Origin of the sequence: Streptomyces sp. NPDC015125, assembly GCF_043080045.1 — a bacterium.
Classification (GTDB): domain Bacteria; phylum Actinomycetota; class Actinomycetes; order Streptomycetales; family Streptomycetaceae; genus Streptomyces.
In genome coordinates this window covers 222,602-240,649 of sequence record NZ_JBIBVF010000001.1, presented here as the reverse complement: position 1 = coordinate 240,649, position 18,048 = coordinate 222,602, and the positions used below count along the sequence as shown (strand labels likewise).

Sequence of the window (18,048 nt, the reverse complement as noted above, 5' to 3'; positions counted from 1 at the left end):
GTCAGTCAGGCTGGACCAGGGCTTCTCCCGCACGCCTAGGCCACCCCCGCCGGCTGTGGCGTCGTGGGCCGATCCTCCGTGGCGACCTCCGCCACTGCGGCCTGCCGGCCCCAGGTCGTACCGACGAGGACGAGGACCGCCCCGGCCGCGCCGAGCAGGCCGGGCCGGTCCCCGCCGGCGGCGACGCCGATCACGGCCGCCCAGAGCGGCTCGGTGCCCAGCAGCAGGCTCACGCGGGACGGCGAGGTGCGGCGTACCGCCCACATCTGGACGAAGAAGGCGAAGAGCGTGCACATCAGCGCCAGGTAGAGGAGTGCGGCCCACTGCTGGGGGGAGTAGGCGGCCGCGACAGCCACCGGTGAGACGGGGGCGAAGGGCGAGGCGAGCGCGAAGACCGCGATGGCGCCGCTGAACTGAACCACCGTCAGCGCCGCCGAGTCGGTCGAACGGACCGACTTCATACGGCTCATGGCCATCACGTGCACGGTGCGGGCGACGGCCGCGAGCAGCATCAGGAGATCGCCGGACGACGGGGTGGTGAACCCCGACCCCTGGGTCAGCAGGGCCACACCGGTCACGGACAGTGCCGCTGCGCCGATGAACGCCCCGGTGGGGCGGGTGCGGGTCGCCACGGCCTCCGCGAGCGGGGTGAAGACCATGGTCAGGCTGATGATGAGGCCCGCGTTGGTCGCCGAGGTGTGCACCACCCCGAACGTCTCCAGCACCAGGACGCCGGACAGGAGCATGCCGAGGACCGCGCCCGCGCCGATCTCCCGGGCGCTCAGCCGGGTGATCCCGCGGCCCGCGACCACTGCCATCACCGGCGCGGCCACCACGAACCGCAGCAGGAGCAGGGCGATGACGGTGGTCGTGGTGGCCAGCTCCTTGGCGGCCAGGTAGCTGGAACCCCAGACGACGGCCACCAGGACGACCGGCACATCGATGAGCCAGAGGGGTCGGTTGCCGGGGCGGGTGGTGCCGGAAGTCAGGGCGGTCATGGTGGTGGGGGTCCTTGTGCGACGAGTGCGGCCGTTCGGCCAATGCGGCCGTTCGGTGAGTGCGGCCGTTCGGCCAGTGCGGCCGTCCGGCGAGTGCGGCCGTCCGGCGGGGGAGGTCGACATGATCTTCCCAGGGCGGTGTGCCCGCTGGGAACAGCAGTCGCGCGCCGGAACCGGCCACGTCCGCTTCCGGTCAGCGCGGTGGTACGTCCCCGGGCCGGGCACCGTGCGTCCGCCGAAGATCCCGGGTTGCGCCACCGCTGCTCCGGCAGGCGCTCCCGCGCCCACGGCACGAGTTCTCTCTCCCCGATGCGAGTTCCCCATTTCCGGCTCTTTGTGGGGAAGTCCACAAACACCTCAAAGGATCTCCCCGGGCTGACACCCTGCACGGAAGAAGGGGGTCCGCCGCTCCCTCACGGGCTCCCTCACGGGCTCGCGGCGGGCTCGCCCGCCCCCGTACATCCGCGCTCGGCACCACCCGCTCCCGGGAGATATCGACGCACAACCCCGGGAAGCAGACGAGGTCCGTGACCGCTCTGGCTCGGTGGTGTCTCAGGCGCCGCATCGTGGTGATCGTGCTCTGGCTGGCCGTCTTCGCGGGGGTCGCGGCCGCCGCGGCGGTGACGGGGTCCGCGTACTCGAACAACTACGAGGTGCCCGGCACCGAATCCGGACGGGCCTCGGCCCTGCTCGACCGGACCTTCCCCGGGCAGTCCGGGGACAGCGACACCCTCGTGTGGCACACGGAGTCCACCACGGTGCGGTCCACCGCGGTCCGCACGACGATGACGCACACCCTGGAGAAGATCGCCGACCTGCCCGGCGTCGCCGAGGTGCACGGCCCCTACGGCGGGCCGGGCGCGCGCCCGGCCGGTGGCCAGGACGCGCAGCAGATCAGCAAGGACGGGCACACCGCCTACGCCTCCGTGCTCTTCGACCGCGCCACCGACGACCTGGACCCCGCCCAGGTCCGCAAGGTCGTCGACACCGCGCAGACCGCGTCCGGCAACGGCCTCCAGGTCGAGCTGGGCGGCGGGGGGATCGCACTGACCGAGGCGCCGCGCGCCCAGCTCGCGGAAATCATCGGGCTCGGCGCCGCGGCCGTGGTGCTCTTCCTCGCCTTCGGGTCGCTCGCCGCGACCTTCCTGCCGATCGTCACCGCGCTGGCCGCCGTCGGCACCGCCTCGGCCGCCATCACCCTGCTCAGCCATGCGATGACCGTCGCCGACTTCGCCCCGATGCTCGGCATGCTGATCGGCCTCGGCGTCGGGATCGACTACGCGCTGTTCATCGTCACCCGGCACCGCAAGGGCCTGCGCGCGGGCCTGCCGGTCGGCGAGGCCGCCGTCCGCGCCGTCTCGGTGTCCGGGCGCGCGGTCGTCTTCGCCGGGGCCACCGTCTGTATCGCGCTGCTGGGCATGCTGATCCTGCGGCTGAGCTTCCTCAACGGGGTCGCCCTGGCCGCCTCGCTCACCGTCGTCCTGACGGTGGCCGCGTCCGTCACCCTGCTGCCCGCGCTGCTCGGACTGATCGGGATGCGGGCGCTCGGCCGCCGCGAGCGACGGCGGCTGGCCGAGCAGGGGCCCCGGCCCGAGCGGCCCGCCGGTATCGCGGCCCGCTGGTCCGGGTTCGTCGAGCGGCACCCCAAGCTGCTGGGGATGGCCGCGGCGGCCGTCATGACCGTCCTCGCCCTGCCGACGCTCGGACTGCATCTGGGCACCTCCGACCAGGGCAACAACCCGGCCACCTCGACCACCCGCAAGGCCTACGACCTGCTGGCGGGCGGCGGGCCCGGCGACGCCCGCGGGAGCGGCTTCGGGCCCGGATTCAACGGGCCGCTGACCCTCGTCGGCACCCTGGACGGCGCCAAGGACCGGGTCGCCTTCGACAAGCTGCCGCAGCGGCTGCGGGACACGCCCGGTATCGACCGGGTCAGTGCTCCCGAGTTCGACGGCAGCCACAGCACCGGCGTGATCACCGTCGTCCCCACCACCTCACCGCAGTCCCGGCAGACCTCCGACCTGGTGGAACACCTGCGTACCGAGGTACTGCCCGCGGCCGGGGGCGCCGGCACGCTGCGGGTGCAGGTCGGCGGCATCACCGCGAGCTACGACGACTTCGCCTCCGTCATCGTCGGCAAGCTGCCGCTCTTCATCGGCGTGGTCATCGCGCTCGGCTCGGCCCTGCTGCTGCTCGCCTTCCGCAGCATCGGCATCCCGCTCAAGGCCGCGCTGATGAATCTCGCGGCCGTCGCCTCGTCCTTCGGGATCGTCGTCGCGGTCTTCCAATGGGGCTGGGGCAGCGAGCTGCTGGGGCTGGGCAGCGCCGGCCCGATCGAGCCGTTCCTGCCGGTCATCATGGTCTCCGTGCTCTTCGGCCTGTCCATGGACTACCAGGTGTTCCTGGTCTCCCGGATGTACGAGGAGTGGCAGCTGACAGGGAACAACTGCCGGGCGGTACGGGTCGGCCTCGCCGAGACCAGCCGGGTGATCAACTCGGCGGCGGTCATCATGATCGCGGTGTTCGCGGCCTTCATCCTCAGCGGGGACCGGACCATCGCGATGTTCGGCATCGGCCTGGCCTGCGCCGTCGCCCTGGACGCCTTTGTGCTCCGTACGCTGCTGGTGCCCGCCCTGATGCACCTGCTGGGCGGCGCCAACTGGTGGCTGCCGTCCTGGCTCGACCGGTGGCTGCCCCGGATCAGCATCGAGCCGCCGCCGGAACCGGGCGCGGCGGCGGGGCTGCCCGGGCCACAGGGCGGGGAGAAACCGCTGGTGGGGGTGTAGGACCGGCGCCGGACGGGCACTCGCGGGGCCCCGCGGACGGCGTGTCGCCGTCTGCCGCCCGCCGGCCGCCGCCGTTCTCATCTCACTCTCAGATGCGGCACCTACGGTCGCGCCCATGGGAACGACCAGGACGACCGAGAACCGAACCGACGACGAGAAGACCGTGCCGGCGCAGGGGGCCAAGGAGACTGCTGCGATCCCGGAGACCACCGAGGCGGAGGCGGCCGGGAAGGCCGCCGCCAAGGCCGATGAGCAGGCCGACGACAACGCCGCCCTCGCCGCGCAGGACGAGGCCGGTGACCTCGAAGCGGACGACGGCGTCGAGGACCCCGACCGCGTCCCGCACACCGCCGGGTCCACCACCGGGATCGCCGCCGGCGCCGGTGCCGTCGTCGCCGCGGGGCTGGGCCTCGCGTCCGTCACCGGCACCTGGCTCGGCACCACGCTGGCCGAGCGCGCGAACCTGATGGGCCAGATCAAGGTCCAGTCGGGCAAGGCCCAGGCCGCCGACCAGATCTCCGCCGTCTACGGCGCCTCCTGGCACACCAACGCCCTGGTCAACGGCTTCTTCGCGCTGCTTGCCGTGATTGCCGGCGTGGTGGTGGTGACCACCAGGCAGCGCCCCACCTGGGTGCGGGCCGTCGCCTGGGGCGGGCTGGCGCTCGGCGTGCTGGGGATCCTGATCTCCGCGGGCATGTACCTCGACCTGTTCGGGAACATGCCGACCGTTCCCAAGGCCCCCGCGGGCGGCGCCGGACCCCCGGCTCCGTAAGCACGTCCGGGCCGCTTTCTAAGCACCGTACGGGTGCCGCGGGCGGTGCCTAAGGAACCCCCGGGCGGCATCGTGGGTTTCTGAGCACCGCCCGGGGCCGAAGATCGGGAACTCTCCCGATGTGGCGGACCCCCCTTGGCGACGAGGCTTGAGCACATCGACAAGCCGTCGAGTGACCACCTCACCGCCGTCAGGGAGACCCACCATGTACCGCTCCGAGCTGGAGATCCGGATCCGTCACGAAGAGCTGCGCCGCGAGGCCGACCGGCAGCGCCTGGTGCGCGAGGCGACCGAGGCCCCGCGGAACGGGCGCCGTGGCGCCGCCCGTTCCGGGACGGACGAACCCGGAGGGCGGGTGAGGACCCGGGGCAGGTGGCTGCGGATCCGCCGCGCCGCCGCCTGACCGCGACGCTCACATGACGCCCCCGGTGCCGGCCCTGCCGCCCGGCCCGCAGCCGTCCGCCCGGCCCCAGGTGCCTTCCGCACCGGGCCGGGCGTTTCGCGTACCGAAGCCCCCTGCCGGAATGTCAGACGGCTGTGCGATGCTCACCGGCGTGGAGACCAGGTCCGTCAGTCCCGTGTTCGTCGGCCGTGCGGCCGAACTCGCCGCGTTGGGGGACGCGCTCGCCCGCATCACGGCGTCCGGCGATCCCCAGGCCCTGCTGATCGGCGGTGAGGCCGGGGTCGGCAAGACCCGTCTCATCGAGGAGTTCTGCGAGTCGGCCCGCGCCGCCGGTGCGCTCGTCGCGCTCGGCGGCTGCATCGAGATCGGCTCCGAAGGCCTGCCCTTCGCGCCGTTCTCCTCGATCCTGCACACCCTCAACTGGCATCTGCGCGACGAGCTGGCCGCCGCCGTCGCCGGCCAGGAGGGCGAACTCTCCCGCATCCTGCCCGAATTGGGGGAGACACCCGGCGAGGCGCACGACGAGGAGATCGGCCGCGCCCGCCTCTTCGAGCTGACCGCCCGCCTCCTGGAGCGGCTCGCCGCCCACCGCACCCTCGTCATCGTCGTCGAGGACCTCCACTGGGCCGACCGCTCCACCCGCGAGCTGCTCGCCTACCTCCTGCGCTCCCTGCACGACGCAGGCGTCCTCCTGGTGGCGACGTACCGCTCGGACGACATCCACCGCCGCCACCCCCTGCGCCCCTTCCTCGCCGAGATCGACCGGATGCGCACGGTCCGCCGCGTCGAACTGGCCCGCTTCAACCGCGAGGAGGTCCGCTCCCAGATCGCCGGGATCCACGGCAGCGACCCCGAAGAGGACACCGTCGACCGGGTCTTCAAGCGCTCCGAGGGCAACGCCTTCTTCGTCGAGGAACTGGCCCGCAGCCTCGCCGACGGCGCCCTGCACGGCCTCAGCGACCCCCTGCGCGATCTGCTGCTGGTGCGCGTCGAGGCGCTCCCCGAGGACGCCCAGCGGGTGGTGCGCACGGCCGCCGAGGGCGGCTCCACGGTCGAACACGAACTCCTCTCCGCTGTCTGCCGGATGCCCGAGGACGACCTCATCGAGGCGCTGCGGTCCGCCGTCGGCAGCAACACCCTGGTGCCCACCCGGGACGGCACGGGCTACCGCTTCCGGCACGCCCTCGTCCGCGAGGCCGTCGTGGACGATCTGCTACCCGGCGAGCGCACCCGCCTCAACCGCCGTTACGCCGAGGCCCTGGAAGCCACCCCCTCGCTGGTCCGCGCCGACGTCTGCGCCGCCCGGCTGGCCAGCTACTGGTACAAGTCCCACGACGCCGCCAAGGCGCTGCCCGCCGTCCTCGCCGCCTCCGTCCAGGCCCGCCGCCGCCATGCCTACGCCGAACAACTACGGCTGCTGGAGCGCGCCCTGGAACTGTGGGACGACGCGCCGACCGAGGTCCGCCAAGGGGTGCGACCGGTCGACTACGCCGAGGCGTATCCGGCCTGCGGCTGCCATGACGGCGATGCGCTGAGCTTCCTCGACCTGCTCGCCGAGATCGCGGTGGCCGCCCGGCTCTCCGGCGACAACGAACGCGCCTTCACGATCGTCAAGCGCGCCCTGCGGCAACTGCGCAGCGAGGGCGACCCTCCCCCAAGCTCTCCACACGGTTCGAGCCGGGGGGACCCCCTCCGTACGGCCTGGTTCCTGGTGCAGCGCTCCCGGCTCTGCCAGGGCACCGGCCGCGGCAACGGCTGGGAGGACCTGGGCGCCGCACAGGAGCTGATGCGCGGCCTGCCGCCGTCCTCCGTGCACGCCGAGGTGCTCGCCGCCGTCGCCAGCTGGGCGATCCTGCACGACCCGGGTCCCGGCACCTTCGCGACGGCCGAACGCGCCGTGGAACTGGCCCAGTTGGTGGGCGACGAAGAGGCAGAACTCAATTCCCGGCTGACCCTGGCGGGGCTGCGGGTCGACTCCGGGGACGTCGACGCGGGCCTCGACGACTTCCGTACCAGCCTCGGCCTGGCCGTCGACCGCGGCTACTTCGCCGTCATCGCCCGCGGCCATATCAACTTCCCGTCCGCCCTGGAAGGCGTCGGCCGCTCTGGCGAAGCCGTCGAGGTCACCGAGCAGGGCATCGAACTCACCACCCGCTACGGCCTCAAGGACAGCACCAGCTGGGTACTGGGCAACCGCGCCGAATCCCTGCAGTCGCTGGGCCGCTGGGAGGAAGCGGGCCGGGCCGCCGCCGACGCCCGCCGCCTCGCCCAGAACCCCCGGACCATTGCGCTGGCCGCCAGCCGCCATATCGACCTCGCGCTGAACGAGGGAGACTTCGCCGGCGCCGCACGCGAACTGGCCGTCGCCCAGGAGCACTACGGCACCCACGACCCGCAGCCGCAGAATGTCCTCGTCATGGCGCGGCACGCCCTGCGGATCGCCGCCCACCAGGGCCGCATCCTCGATGCCCGCAGCATTCTCCAGCAGGCCCTGGACGCCGGCTTCCCGCCCGGCACCCAGCGCTACGCCTGGCCGTTGCTCTGGTCGGCCACCACCGCCGAAGCGGACGCCCGCGGACTTCCCGCCGCCGGGCCGGGCCGGGCCGCGGTCCTCGCCCGCATCCGGGAGGCCGCGAAGAAGCTGCCCCGGCTCTGCCCGGTCTGGGCGGCCCACGGCCTCGCGCTCGACGCCGAACTCCGCCGCGCCGAAGGCCGCGAAACCCCCGACTCCTGGGCCGAGGTGGTCGCCGCCTTCGATCCCCTGGAGCGCCCGTACGAGCTCGCCCGGGCCTGCTACCGCTGGGCGGAATCCCTCCTCCACGGCAGCGAACGGGCCACCCTCGGACTGCACGGCCGTACCCCGCGCGAGGCCGCCGTACTCCTGCTCACCCAGGCACACACCGCCGCCGCGGCGATGGGCGCCCGCCCGCTCGCCGGGGAACTCGAACTCCTCGCCCAGCGGGCCCGCGTCCCGCTGCCCGGTCTGCAGCCGGCGGCCGCGACGGAGCCGGCGTCCGGTGCCGGCCCCGCAGTGGCCGCGGACCCTGCCCCCGCCGGCGCCGTCCCCGCCGAATCCCTCGGCCTGACCCCGCGCGAACGCGATGTGCTGCGCCTGGTCGCCGACGGGCGCAGCAACCGCCAGATAGCCGACACCCTGTTCATCTCCCCGAAGACCGCCAGCGTCCATGTCTCCAACATCCTCGCCAAGCTGGGCGTCTCCGGCCGCGGCGAGGCGGGCGCGATGGCGCATCGGCTGCGCCTGTTCGGGGAGCCGACACCCGGTCAGGGAACCGTCCTGGCCCCCTGACCGGTCCGGCCGGCCCGGGGCGGGTCACCGTCACCACCCGGGCCGGGACCGCACGGGCACTACGCCTGGGGCCGTTCCCGGCCGCAGCCTTCGCCCTGCCCCTGCCCCTGCCCCTGCCGGGGTGTCCTGACGACGACGGTCCCCGAGCAGAGATCGATCGGGCCCTTGCCGGGGTCGCCGTCACCCACGTCATCGACGACGAGCGACATCTTCTGCCGCTCTTCGTCGGTGTGCTTGCGCCCCGGTGCGAACAGTTCTTCCGCGATGTTGAACATGGTGCCCTGCCCCCTCATCGGTCGACATGCACCCGTCCCCCTGGCCCCGAGTGTAGGCAGGTCAACCGAAAAAGGGATCAGCTGGATCAGCTCACCTTGAGGCGGAGAATCCGGTCATCGCCCTTGTGCGGTGTGCCCCGCCCGTCCGTGTTGCTGGTGACCAGCCACAACGCCCCGTCGTCGGCCGCCACGACGGTCCGCAGGCGCCCGTAGGTGCCCTGCAAAAAGGCCTGCGGAGCCGCCACCGGCTTCGTCCCGTTCAGCGGGATCCGCCACAGCCGTTCGCCGCGCAGGGAGGCCATCCAGATCGAGCCCTTGGCGTAGGCGATACCGCTGGGCGAGGCGTCCGCGGTCTTCCACACCTCGACGGGGTCCGTGAATCCGGAGCCCGCGTTCCTGCCCTTGGCCTTGCCCTCGACCTCGGGCCAGCCGTAGTTCTTGCCCGGCTCGATCAGATTGAGCTCGTCCCAGGTGTTCTGCCCGAACTCCGAGGCCCACAGGCGCTTGTCGTCGTCCCAGGCCAGGCCCTGCACATTGCGGTGGCCGTAGTCGTACACCACCGAATCCGCTTCGGGGTTGCCGTGCGCCGGCCGGCCGTCCGGCGTCATCCGGAGGATCTTGCCGCCCAGGGACTTCTTGTCCTGCGCCAGCCCGGTGTCGCCGGTCTCACCGGTGCCGGCGTAGAGCATCTTGTCCGGGCCGAACGCGATCCGGCCGCCGTTGTGGATCTGGCCCTTGGGGATGCCCTTGAAGATCGTGTCGGGCGCGCCCAGCTGATTGCCCCGGGGGCGCTTCTCGTCGTAGATCATGCGGGCGATGCGGTTGTCGGACGCGGTGGTGAAGTACGCGTACACCTGGTGGTCCGCACCGAACGTCGACGACACCGCGATCCCCAGCAGCCCGCCCTCACCCCCGGGCTCCACCCCCGGCACCGATCCCAGCTCGGTGATCTTCCCGCCGTGCGCCGCGACCCGGAAGATCTTCCCGGTGTCACGTGAGGAGACCAGCAGATCCCCGCCCGGCAGCACCGCCACGCCCCACGGTGACTTCAGCCCGGTGGCCAGGGTGCCGGTCACCTGCACCGAGCCCTTGGCGGGCGCTGCGGTCGACGAAGCGCTCGGCGAGGCGGCTCCGCCACGGTTCTCCGCCGGAGTGGCGTTTCCCCCGCCCCAGGGCTGCGCGCCGCCGGACGAACAGCCCGCTGCCAGGAGAAGCGAAGCGGCGGCCAACACGGTGGTCCGGAAACGGCGTTGCACGGCAGGGTTCCTCTCGTCGGCAGGACGTGGAGGGGACCAGAACACCACATCGCGGCCTCGCCGCGCCGCGCCTTGTCCGTTCCCACACCACTCCCACCTGCCATGATCCGGCCGGGGCGGCCGTGCCGCGAGCGGGACACGCGGGGCCCCGGCGCTGCGCCGCTCTCCCGGCCTCAGGGACGTCCCGCTCGGTACCAGGACCCGTCAGTACCAGGACCCGTCAGTACCAGGACCCGCGCGCCGGCGGCAGTGCGGCGATCTCCGCCAGGTCCTCGCGGGTCAGCGTCAGCTGTGCGGCCTTGGCGTTCTGTGCGGCCCAGCGTTCCTTCTTCGTGCCCGGCACCGGCACGACATGCCGGCCCTGCGCCAGCACCCACGCCAGCGCCACCTGCCCCGGTGTGGCGCCGTACCGGGCGCCCACCCGCCGCAGCCCCGCCACCACCGGCTGGTTCGCGGCCATCATCTCCGCGGTGAAGCGTGGGTGGCGGGCCCGTATGTCCTCCCTTTCGAAGCCCTGCCCCGGGGTGAGGGTGCCGGTCAGATAGCCGTTCCCCAGCGGCATCGCCGCGAGGAAACCGACCCCCCGCGACTCACACCACGGCAGCAGCGCCTCCAGCGCCTCCGGCGACCACACCGACAGCTCGGCCTGCACGCTGCTGACGGGGAACACCTGCTGGATACGTTCCAGTTGGGCCAGGGTGCCGTCGTGCATCCGGGAGCGGGGGCGCGCCCTGCCGCCCACCGGGCGCCGCTCCGCACGGGCCGCGCGGGCCGGCCGTACCGCCCGCGCGCCCACCGCGCACAGCCCCAGCGACCGCACCTTTCCCGCCGCCACCAACTCCGCCATCGCCCCCCAGGTCTCCTCGACCGGCACCTCGGGATCGGCGCGGTGCAGCTGGTAGAGATCGATACGGTCGGTCTGCAGCCGCCGCAGCGAGGCATCGCAGGCGCGCTTGACGTAGCCGGGCCGCCCGTTGGCGACGATGTGCTGCTCGCCCACCAGCAGCCCGCACTTCGTCGAGACGAACGCCTCCGCCCGCCGCTCCTTGAGCACCCGCCCCACCAGCAGCTCGTTGGTGAACGGGCCGTACATATCGGCGGTGTCCAGCAGGCTGCACCCCCGGTCCAGCGCGGTGTGCACGGCCCGCAGCGAGCTGTCCAAGCTGCGTTGCGACTCGGTGTACCCCCAGCTCATCGGCATACAGCCGAGCCCGATGGCGCCCACGTCGAGAGCCGCCGCACCGATTGTCCTGCGCTCCACCTGGCTGTGCCTCCGTCCCCTCGCCCCCGATCAAGGGCCAGACCAAACTAACGTCTGAACAGAACGTCTCTTCGCATAGCCTGCGGCCATGGCAACCGCAGACCAGCGCACCGAAGCGCATGACGTATGGCTCCCGATCCCGCCCGACGAGATCGACGGCCTCCCCGGCGGTCTCCGCTACGTCCACTGGGACGCCGGCCCCGACTACCCGGCCGACCCGGCCCGGTGTGCCTTCTACGCCGTCCCCTACATGAAGGACACGGAGATCAGCCTGCGCCCGCTGTCCCGGATGAGCCGGGTGAGGGTGGTGCAGACCCTCACCGCCGGTGTCGAGAACATGCTCCCGGGGCTGGAGTGGATGCCGTCCGGAGCCCAACTGTGCAATGCGCAGGGGCTGCACGACGCCAGCACCGCCGAGCTGGCACTCACCCTGATCCTGGCCGCACTGCGCGATGTCCCGGGCTTCGTACGGGGCCAGGACGCGGGGGAGTGGCGGCACGGCTTCCGGCCGGCGCTCGCCGACAAGTCGGTCCTCATTGTGGGCTATGGTTCGATCGGCAGTGCCATCGAAGACCGGCTCACACCCTTTGAATGTGCGCGGGTGACGCGCGTCGCGCGCACCGCGCGTGACACTGTGCGCGGTCCTGTGCATCCACTCTCCGATCTGTCCGCCCTCCTGCCGGATGCGGACGTGGTCGTGCTGGCAACTCCGCTCACCGATGCGACGCGTGGCCTGGTCGGACCCGATTTCCTGGCGCGGATGAAGGACGGCGCACTGCTCGTGAACATCGCGCGCGGCGGGGTCGTCGACACCAAGGCGCTGCTTGCCGAACTGGAATCCGGACGGCTGCGCGCTGCACTCGATGTCACCGATCCGGAACCCCTGCCCCCCGGGCATCCGCTGTGGCACGCTCCGGGCGTACTCATCACTCCGCACGTCGGTGGCCCCAGCTCTGCCTTCCTGCCCCGTGCGAAGCGGCTGCTGCGCGACCAGTTGACGCTTTTCGCGGCCGGCGAGCCGCTGCGGAACGTGGTCGCCACCGCCGACTGAACGCTTGCGCGTAGCAGTACGAGGCCGCGCGAATGCACAGCGTGTTCGTCATTCGCTGACAGTCACGCTCCGTAGAGACGCTATGTCCCTGAGTGACGGAACTGGTGTATCGTCCGAGCGGGGACGACGCCGGGAAGGACGCGGCGCGATGCGAAAGATCCGGAACTCGAGGGGGGCGACGGGCGATGTACAGCCGATGGATGATTCGCGAAAAGCGCGATCCACGAGCGCCCACGGGAATACTGCGAGGTCCGCAGGCGCACCGCTCGCGACGCCCGGTACGGACGAGGGGGAGAGTCCGGTGAGCGCCCCCGGGGCGATGCTCTCGCGGCCACCGGCACCGGCCGGCAACCCGCCGGGCGTGGTGCCGCAGATCGTCCTCGCCGTGCTCTGCGGCGGCTATGCCGTCGGTGCCGCCTTCGGCTGGGGGTCGCCCGAAGTCGCCGCGTTCATGGGGGACTTCGGCCTCAGCTTCGCGGCGTTCCTGGCGGCCGTCTCCTGCGGTCTGTACGCCCGCAAGCGCCGCAGCCGGTTCCGCCCGGCATGGATGCTGTTCGCCGCCTCGTCCGGGATGGCCGGACTCGGCAACGGCGTATGGGGCTGGTACGAGGTCGTCCAGGGCACCACGGTCCCCAGCCCCTGCCTGGCCGACTTCTGCTTCCTGCTGTTCGCGCCACCGGCCATCGTCGGCCTGCTGGTGCTCGCCAAGAGGCCGGTGACCAGGGCCGGCTGGGTCTGCCTGGGCCTCGACTCCTGGCTGATCGCAGGATCGCTGGTCACTCTCTCATGGAGCCTCGCGCTCGCCCACACCGCCCACTTCCAGGGCCGCAGCGTGGCGCAGAGCGCGCTGTCGCTGGCCTACCCGCTGCTGGACATCGTGCTGGTGAGCATGGTGCTCGCGCTGCACTTCCGGCGTTCCTCGGTGCACCGCTCGGCCATCAACACCGCCGTCGCGGCGCTGGCGCTGACGGTGCTGTGCGACGCCCTGTTCAGCTCGCCGCTGCTGCGCGAGCACTACCGCTCCGGCCAGATCCTGGACGCCGGATGGTTCGCCGGCTCGATGCTGCTCGCGTACGCACCCTGGGTCGCCCGCCGCGCGGGCGAGGAGTGCCCCGAGGAGGACGTCAAGCCCGCCGCCCGCCGGGTCCAGCCGCATGGCAGCCGCCCCATCGCGAGCTCGCTCGCCGCGCTGACCCCGTATCTCGCCGCCGCCGTCTGCACGCTCGGCATCCTCACCAACGTCCTCGACGGGCGCCGCATCGACCGCGTGGTGCTCTTCACCGGCTGCACGGTCGTGCTGGCGCTGGTCGTCCGCCAGGGCATCATGCTGCTCGACAACATCACCCTCACCCAGGAGCTGGCGCAGAAGGAGAACCACTTCCGCTCCCTGGTGCAGGGCTCCAGCGACGTCATCATGATCGCCGCGCCGACCGGTGTGCTGCGCTATGTGAGCCCGGCCGCCGCCGGGGTCTACGGCCGCGACGCCGAGGAGCTGGTCGGCTCCGAGCTGGCCTCGCTGATCCACCCCGAAGACCTGGGCCGGGTGGTGCACGAGGTCCGCAGATTCCTCGCCGCCGCCCCCGAGGACGAACCGACCACCCGTATCGAATGCCGCTTCCGCGCCGGCGAACAGCGCTCCGGCGGCGACGGCTGGCTGAACGTCGAATCCACGGTCAACCGCCATCACGGCGGCCTGATCTTCAACTCCCGCGATGTCACCGAACGCGTCCGGTTGCAGGCCCAGCTCCAGCACAACGCCTCCCACGACGCGCTCACCGACCTGCCCAACCGCGCACTGTTCACCGAACGCGTCACCCAGGCCGTCACCGGCCGCCGGGCCAGCGACCACGACACCGCCGTGCTCTACATCGACCTCGACGGCTTCAAGCAGGTCAATGACACCATCGGCCATCAGGCCGGCGACGAACTGCTGGTGCAGGCCGCCCGTCGGCTCGGTGACTCGGTGCGCTCCGGGGACATAGCGGCGCGCCTGGGCGGCGACGAGTTCGCCGCGCTGATCACCGGCGACGGCACCCGCGACCGCGCCGCCCGCGAATTCCGTATCCACGAGATCGCCGACCGGCTGCGCATCAAGCTCTCCGAGCCCTACCGCATCGACGGCCGGGATGTCCGGGTGGCGGCCAGCATCGGCGTCGCCTTCGCCGACCCCGGGGTGAGCCCCGCGGGCCTGCTGCGCAACGCCGACCTGGCGATGTACCGCGCCAAGCAGGCAGGGAAGGGCCGGGTGGAGCTGTACGCACCCCAGATGCAGAGCGAGGTGGCACACCGTGCCGAGCTCGCCACCAAGCTGCGTACGGCCCTGCACGACGGGGCGTTCACGCTGCTGCACCAGCCGGTGGTGGAGCTGGCCGGCGGCCGGGTCACGGCGGTCGCGGCCCACGCCCGCTGGCGCTCCGCCCAGGGCATCCTCTTCACCCCCGCCGAATTCCTGCGGGTCGGCGACCGCGGCCGGTTCACCGACGACGGTGAGCGCACCGCGGAGCTGGACCGGTGGCAGCTGGAGGCAGCCGTGGAGCAGGCCGCGGCACGCCACCGCGCCGGCTACCCGGTCCCGGTCGCGGTCCGGCTCTCCGCCCGCCGGCTGCTGGACCATGCGCTGTCCCCGAAGGGCGTCGAGTCGCTGCTCACCCGGCACGCCCTGCCCCCGCGTGCGCTGGTCCTGGAACTGTCCGAGAGTGATTCCCGCATCCCGCTCGACGACCTGGAGCGCCGGCTGGTCGCGCTGCGCCGCCTCGGCGTACGGATCGCCCTCGACGGCTTCGGCAGCGGACATGCCGCGATCAGCGCGCTGCGCCGGCTTCCGGTCGATGTCCTGCGGCTGGACCGCGGGCTGGTCGACGGAGTGGTGGAGTCCGCCCGGCTGCACAAGATCACCGCAGGGCTGCTGCGGATCGCCGGAGACCTGGGCATGCAGTCCGTCGCCGACGGCGTCGACCTGCCCGAGCAGGTCCTCGCGCTGCGCTCCATGGGCTGCACGCACGGCATGGGCACGGCCTTCTCGGGGCCGCTCGACGAACACCGGCTGCGGCGGTCGCTGACACACGCTCACTACCCGGTGCCGGACCTGCCGGGCCAGAGCCGGGCGGTGGTGCTCAGCGGCAGCGGGCTGCCCGTCCGGCACGGCGGACTGGCGGGTCCGGATTCGCTCATGCATCCGCCATTGCGCTCAAATAGTGAGACCTCCGTCCCACCCACTTGACACTCGGTGCACGGCGGGGGGAGGGTCTGTGCCATGCGCACCCGAATTCTCGTACTTGGAAAGCGCGTCGGCTGAAGCCGGGTCACTGACGAAACCCGGCTCGCACACCGACGCGCTCCCCTCGCTTGCCACCTGGCACGGGGGGTTTTTTGTTGCATAGCAACCTCACATATCCGTCAAAACCCTCAGCTTCGAGAAGAGACGCAGATGACCGAGCAGGCCTCCGGGGCCCACCATCCGCAGCCGCGGGCCCGTCACTCCGGCGGACCGCAGCAGCCCGCCGCCGTCGAGCACGTCACGGGTGCGCAGTCGCTGATCCGTTCGCTCGAGGAGGTCGGGGCCGACACCGTGTTCGGCATCCCCGGCGGTGCGATCCTCCCTGCGTACGACCCGATGATGGACTCCTCGAAGGTCCGGCACGTCCTGGTGCGCCACGAGCAGGGCGCCGGCCACGCAGCCACCGGCTACGCCCAGGCCACCGGCAGGGTCGGGGTGTGCATGGCGACCTCGGGCCCGGGTGCCACCAACCTCGTCACCCCGATCGCCGACGCCCATATGGACTCCGTCCCGATGGTGGCGATCACCGGTCAGGTCGCGTCCAAGGCGATCGGCACGGACGCCTTCCAGGAGGCGGACATCTGCGGCATCACGATGCCGATCACCAAGCACAACTTCCTGGTCACCGACCCCGCCGAGATCCCGCGGACGATCGCCGAGGCGTTCCACATCGCGGCCACCGGCCGCCCGGGCCCGGTCCTGGTCGACATCGCCAAGGACGCTCTCCAGGCACAGACCACCTTCGTCTGGCCGCCGCACACCGAGCTCCCCGGCTACCGCCCGGTGACCAAGCCGCACGCCAAGCAGATCCGCGAGGCCGCCCGGCTGATCGCCGAGTCCAAGCGCCCGGTGCTCTACGTCGGCGGCGGGGTGATGAAGGCCGGCGCCACCGCCGAGCTGAAGGTGCTCGCCGAGCTGACCGGCGCCCCCGTCACCACCACCCTGATGGCGCTGGGTGCCTTCCCCGACAGCCACCCGCAGCACGTCGGCATGCCCGGTATGCACGGCGCGGTCACCGCCGTCACCGCGCTGCAGAAGTCGGACCTGCTGATCACCCTCGGCGCCCGCTTCGACGACCGCGTCACCGGCAAGCTGGACTCCTTCGCGCCGTACGCCAAGGTCGTGCACGCGGACATCGACCCGGCGGAGATCGGCAAGAACCGTGCCGCGGACGTGCCGATCGTCGGTGACGCCCGCGAGGTCATCGCCGACCTGATCGTCGCCGTCCAGGCCGAGCACGACGCCGGCCACAAGGGCGACTACACCGCCTGGTGGAAGGACCTCAACCGCTGGCGTGACACCTACCCGCTCGGCTACGACCTGCCCGAGGACGGCAGCCTCTCCCCGCAGCAGGTCATCGAGCGGATCGGGCAGCTCGCCCCCGCCGACACCATCTACGCCGCGGGCGTCGGCCAGCACCAGATGTGGGCCGCCCACTTCATCGGCTACGAACAGCCCTCGACGTGGCTGAACTCCGGCGGCGCCGGGACGATGGGCTATGCCGTCCCCGCGGCGATGGGCGCCAAGGCCGGTCAGCCGGACCGTACGGTCTGGGCGATCGACGGCGACGGCTGCTTCCAGATGACCAACCAGGAGCTGGTCACCTGCGCGCTGAACAACATCCCGATCAAGGTCGCGATCATCAACAACGGCGCGCTGGGCATGGTCCGCCAGTGGCAGACCCTGTTCTACAACCAGCGCTACTCCAACACCGTGCTCCACTCCGGCCCCGAGGCCGACGGCAAGCAGCCGAGCGCGGGCACCCGTATCCCGGACTTCGTGAAGCTGTCCGAGGCGATGGGGTGCGTGGCGATGCGCTGCGAGGACCCGGCCGAGCTGGACGCGGTCATCGCCAAGGCCAACGCCATCAACGACCGCCCGGTCGTGATCGACTTCATCGTCCACGAGGACGCCCAGGTGTGGCCGATGGTCGCCGCAGGCACCTCCAACGATGAGGTCATGGCCGCCCGGGGCGTGCGTCCCGACTTCGGCGACAGCGAAGACGACTGAACCCAGGACGTCACGGACGCACGGAAGAAGAGAGAAGACCATGTCCAAGCACACGCTCTCCGTCCTGGTGGAGAACACCCCCGGCATCCTCGCCCGGATCGCCGCGCTGTTCTCCCGCCGCGGCTTCAACATCGACTCGCTTGCGGTCGGGGTCACCGAGCACCCCGACATCTCCCGCATCACCATCGTGGTCAGCGTCGAGTCGCTGCCGCTGGAGCAGGTCACCAAGCAGCTCAACAAGCTCGTCAACGTCCTGAAGATCGTCGAGCTGGAGCCGGGCGCCGCGATCCAGCGCGAGCTGGTCCTGGTGAAGGTCCGCGCCGACAACGAGACCCGCTCGCAGATCGTCGAGATCGTCCAGCTCTTCCGCGCCAAGACCGTGGACGTCTCGCCCGAGGCCGTCACGATCGAGGCCACCGGATCCAGCGAAAAGCTGGAGGCGATGCTCAAGATGCTGGAGCCGTTCGGCATCAAGGAACTGGTGCAGTCCGGCACCATCGCCATAGGCCGCGGCGCCCGGTCCATCACCGACCGCTCGCTGCGCGCACTGGACCGTTCGGCCTGACCTGCGGCCCGACCGGACCGTATGGCGAGACCCACCGACTTTCCACACCCCGCCCGACGTACTGTGTGGGCACCCCGCTAGATCCAA

General features: G+C 71.8%; 12 protein-coding genes. 8 read left to right on the top strand and 4 right to left on the bottom strand.

Annotated elements, in window-relative coordinates:
* Window positions 1-35 precede the first annotated feature (35 nt).
* Window positions 36-998, bottom strand: a complete 963-nt coding sequence (locus tag ACF088_RS01020; protein ID WP_392373248.1) for a DMT family transporter — start codon at window positions 996-998, stop codon at window positions 36-38.
* 527 nt (window positions 999-1,525) lie between these two features.
* Here ACF088_RS01020 and ACF088_RS01015 point away from each other — a divergent pair.
* The 4 genes from ACF088_RS01015 (at window position 1,526) to ACF088_RS01000 (ending at window position 8,266) form a co-directional block, all read left to right on the top strand.
* Window positions 1,526-3,784, top strand: coding sequence for an MMPL family transporter (locus ACF088_RS01015; RefSeq protein WP_392373247.1), 2,259 nt, complete (start codon window positions 1,526-1,528; stop codon window positions 3,782-3,784).
* Window positions 3,785-3,899: 115 nt separating this feature from the next.
* Window positions 3,900-4,556, top strand: coding sequence for a hypothetical protein (locus tag ACF088_RS01010; protein ID WP_392373246.1), 657 nt, complete (start codon window positions 3,900-3,902; stop codon window positions 4,554-4,556).
* A gap of 205 nt (window positions 4,557-4,761) precedes the next feature.
* Window positions 4,762-4,959, top strand: a complete 198-nt coding sequence (locus tag ACF088_RS01005; protein ID WP_392373245.1) for a hypothetical protein — start codon at window positions 4,762-4,764, stop codon at window positions 4,957-4,959.
* Between the two features lie 139 nt (window positions 4,960-5,098).
* Window positions 5,099-8,266, top strand: a complete 3,168-nt coding sequence (locus tag ACF088_RS01000; RefSeq protein ID WP_392373954.1) for an AAA family ATPase — start codon at window positions 5,099-5,101, stop codon at window positions 8,264-8,266.
* Window positions 8,267-8,325: 59 nt separating this feature from the next.
* Here the strand turns inward: ACF088_RS01000 and ACF088_RS00995 are convergent, their stop codons facing one another.
* The 3 genes from ACF088_RS00995 to ACF088_RS00985 form a co-directional block, all read right to left on the bottom strand.
* Window positions 8,326-8,541, bottom strand: a complete 216-nt coding sequence (locus ACF088_RS00995) for a DUF6191 domain-containing protein (RefSeq protein ID WP_392373244.1) — start codon at window positions 8,539-8,541, stop codon at window positions 8,326-8,328.
* Window positions 8,542-8,627: 86 nt separating this feature from the next.
* Window positions 8,628-9,797, bottom strand: coding sequence for a PQQ-dependent sugar dehydrogenase (locus ACF088_RS00990; RefSeq protein WP_392373243.1), 1,170 nt, complete (start codon window positions 9,795-9,797; stop codon window positions 8,628-8,630).
* A 220-nt stretch (window positions 9,798-10,017) separates the two neighbouring features.
* A complete protein-coding gene (locus tag ACF088_RS00985; RefSeq protein WP_392373241.1) occupies window positions 10,018-11,058 on the bottom strand; it encodes an aldo/keto reductase in 1,041 nt (346 codons plus the stop codon).
* 88 nt (window positions 11,059-11,146) lie between these two features.
* Between ACF088_RS00985 and ACF088_RS00980 the strand changes: the two genes are divergently transcribed.
* The 4 genes from ACF088_RS00980 to ilvN all read left to right on the top strand — a co-directional run bounded on the left by ACF088_RS00980 (window position 11,147) and on the right by ilvN (window position 17,961).
* Window positions 11,147-12,109, top strand: a complete 963-nt coding sequence (locus tag ACF088_RS00980; protein ID WP_392373240.1) for a 2-hydroxyacid dehydrogenase — start codon at window positions 11,147-11,149, stop codon at window positions 12,107-12,109.
* Between the two features lie 301 nt (window positions 12,110-12,410).
* A complete protein-coding gene (locus ACF088_RS00975; protein ID WP_392373239.1) occupies window positions 12,411-15,329 on the top strand; it encodes a putative bifunctional diguanylate cyclase/phosphodiesterase in 2,919 nt (972 codons plus the stop codon).
* Window positions 15,330-15,536: 207 nt separating this feature from the next.
* Window positions 15,537-17,396: an acetolactate synthase large subunit gene (locus tag ACF088_RS00970; protein WP_392373238.1), complete on the top strand. Its 1,860-nt coding sequence runs from the start codon at window positions 15,537-15,539 to the stop codon at window positions 17,394-17,396.
* Window positions 17,397-17,436: 40 nt separating this feature from the next.
* On the top strand, window positions 17,437-17,961 hold the full coding sequence (ilvN, locus tag ACF088_RS00965) for an acetolactate synthase small subunit (RefSeq protein WP_030816355.1): 525 nt from the start codon (window positions 17,437-17,439) through the stop codon (window positions 17,959-17,961).
* Window positions 17,962-18,048: the final 87 nt, after the last annotated feature.

Excerpts from the sequence above, each read along its gene's own strand:
- ACF088_RS01020 (WP_392373248.1), bottom strand. The coding sequence starts at position 998 with ATGACCGCCCTGACTTCCGGCACCACCCGCCCCGGCAACCGACCCCTC.
- ACF088_RS01010 (WP_392373246.1), top strand. The coding sequence starts at position 3,900 with ATGGGAACGACCAGGACGACCGAGAACCGAACCGACGACGAGAAGACC.
- ACF088_RS01005 (WP_392373245.1), top strand. The coding sequence starts at position 4,762 with ATGTACCGCTCCGAGCTGGAGATCCGGATCCGTCACGAAGAGCTGCGC.
- ACF088_RS01000 (WP_392373954.1), top strand. The coding sequence starts at position 5,099 with ATGCTCACCGGCGTGGAGACCAGGTCCGTCAGTCCCGTGTTCGTCGGC.
- ACF088_RS00995 (WP_392373244.1), bottom strand. The coding sequence starts at position 8,541 with ATGTTCAACATCGCGGAAGAACTGTTCGCACCGGGGCGCAAGCACACC.
- ACF088_RS00980 (WP_392373240.1), top strand. The coding sequence starts at position 11,147 with ATGGCAACCGCAGACCAGCGCACCGAAGCGCATGACGTATGGCTCCCG.
- ACF088_RS00970 (WP_392373238.1), top strand. The coding sequence starts at position 15,537 with ATGACCGAGCAGGCCTCCGGGGCCCACCATCCGCAGCCGCGGGCCCGT.
- ilvN (WP_030816355.1), top strand. The coding sequence starts at position 17,437 with ATGTCCAAGCACACGCTCTCCGTCCTGGTGGAGAACACCCCCGGCATC.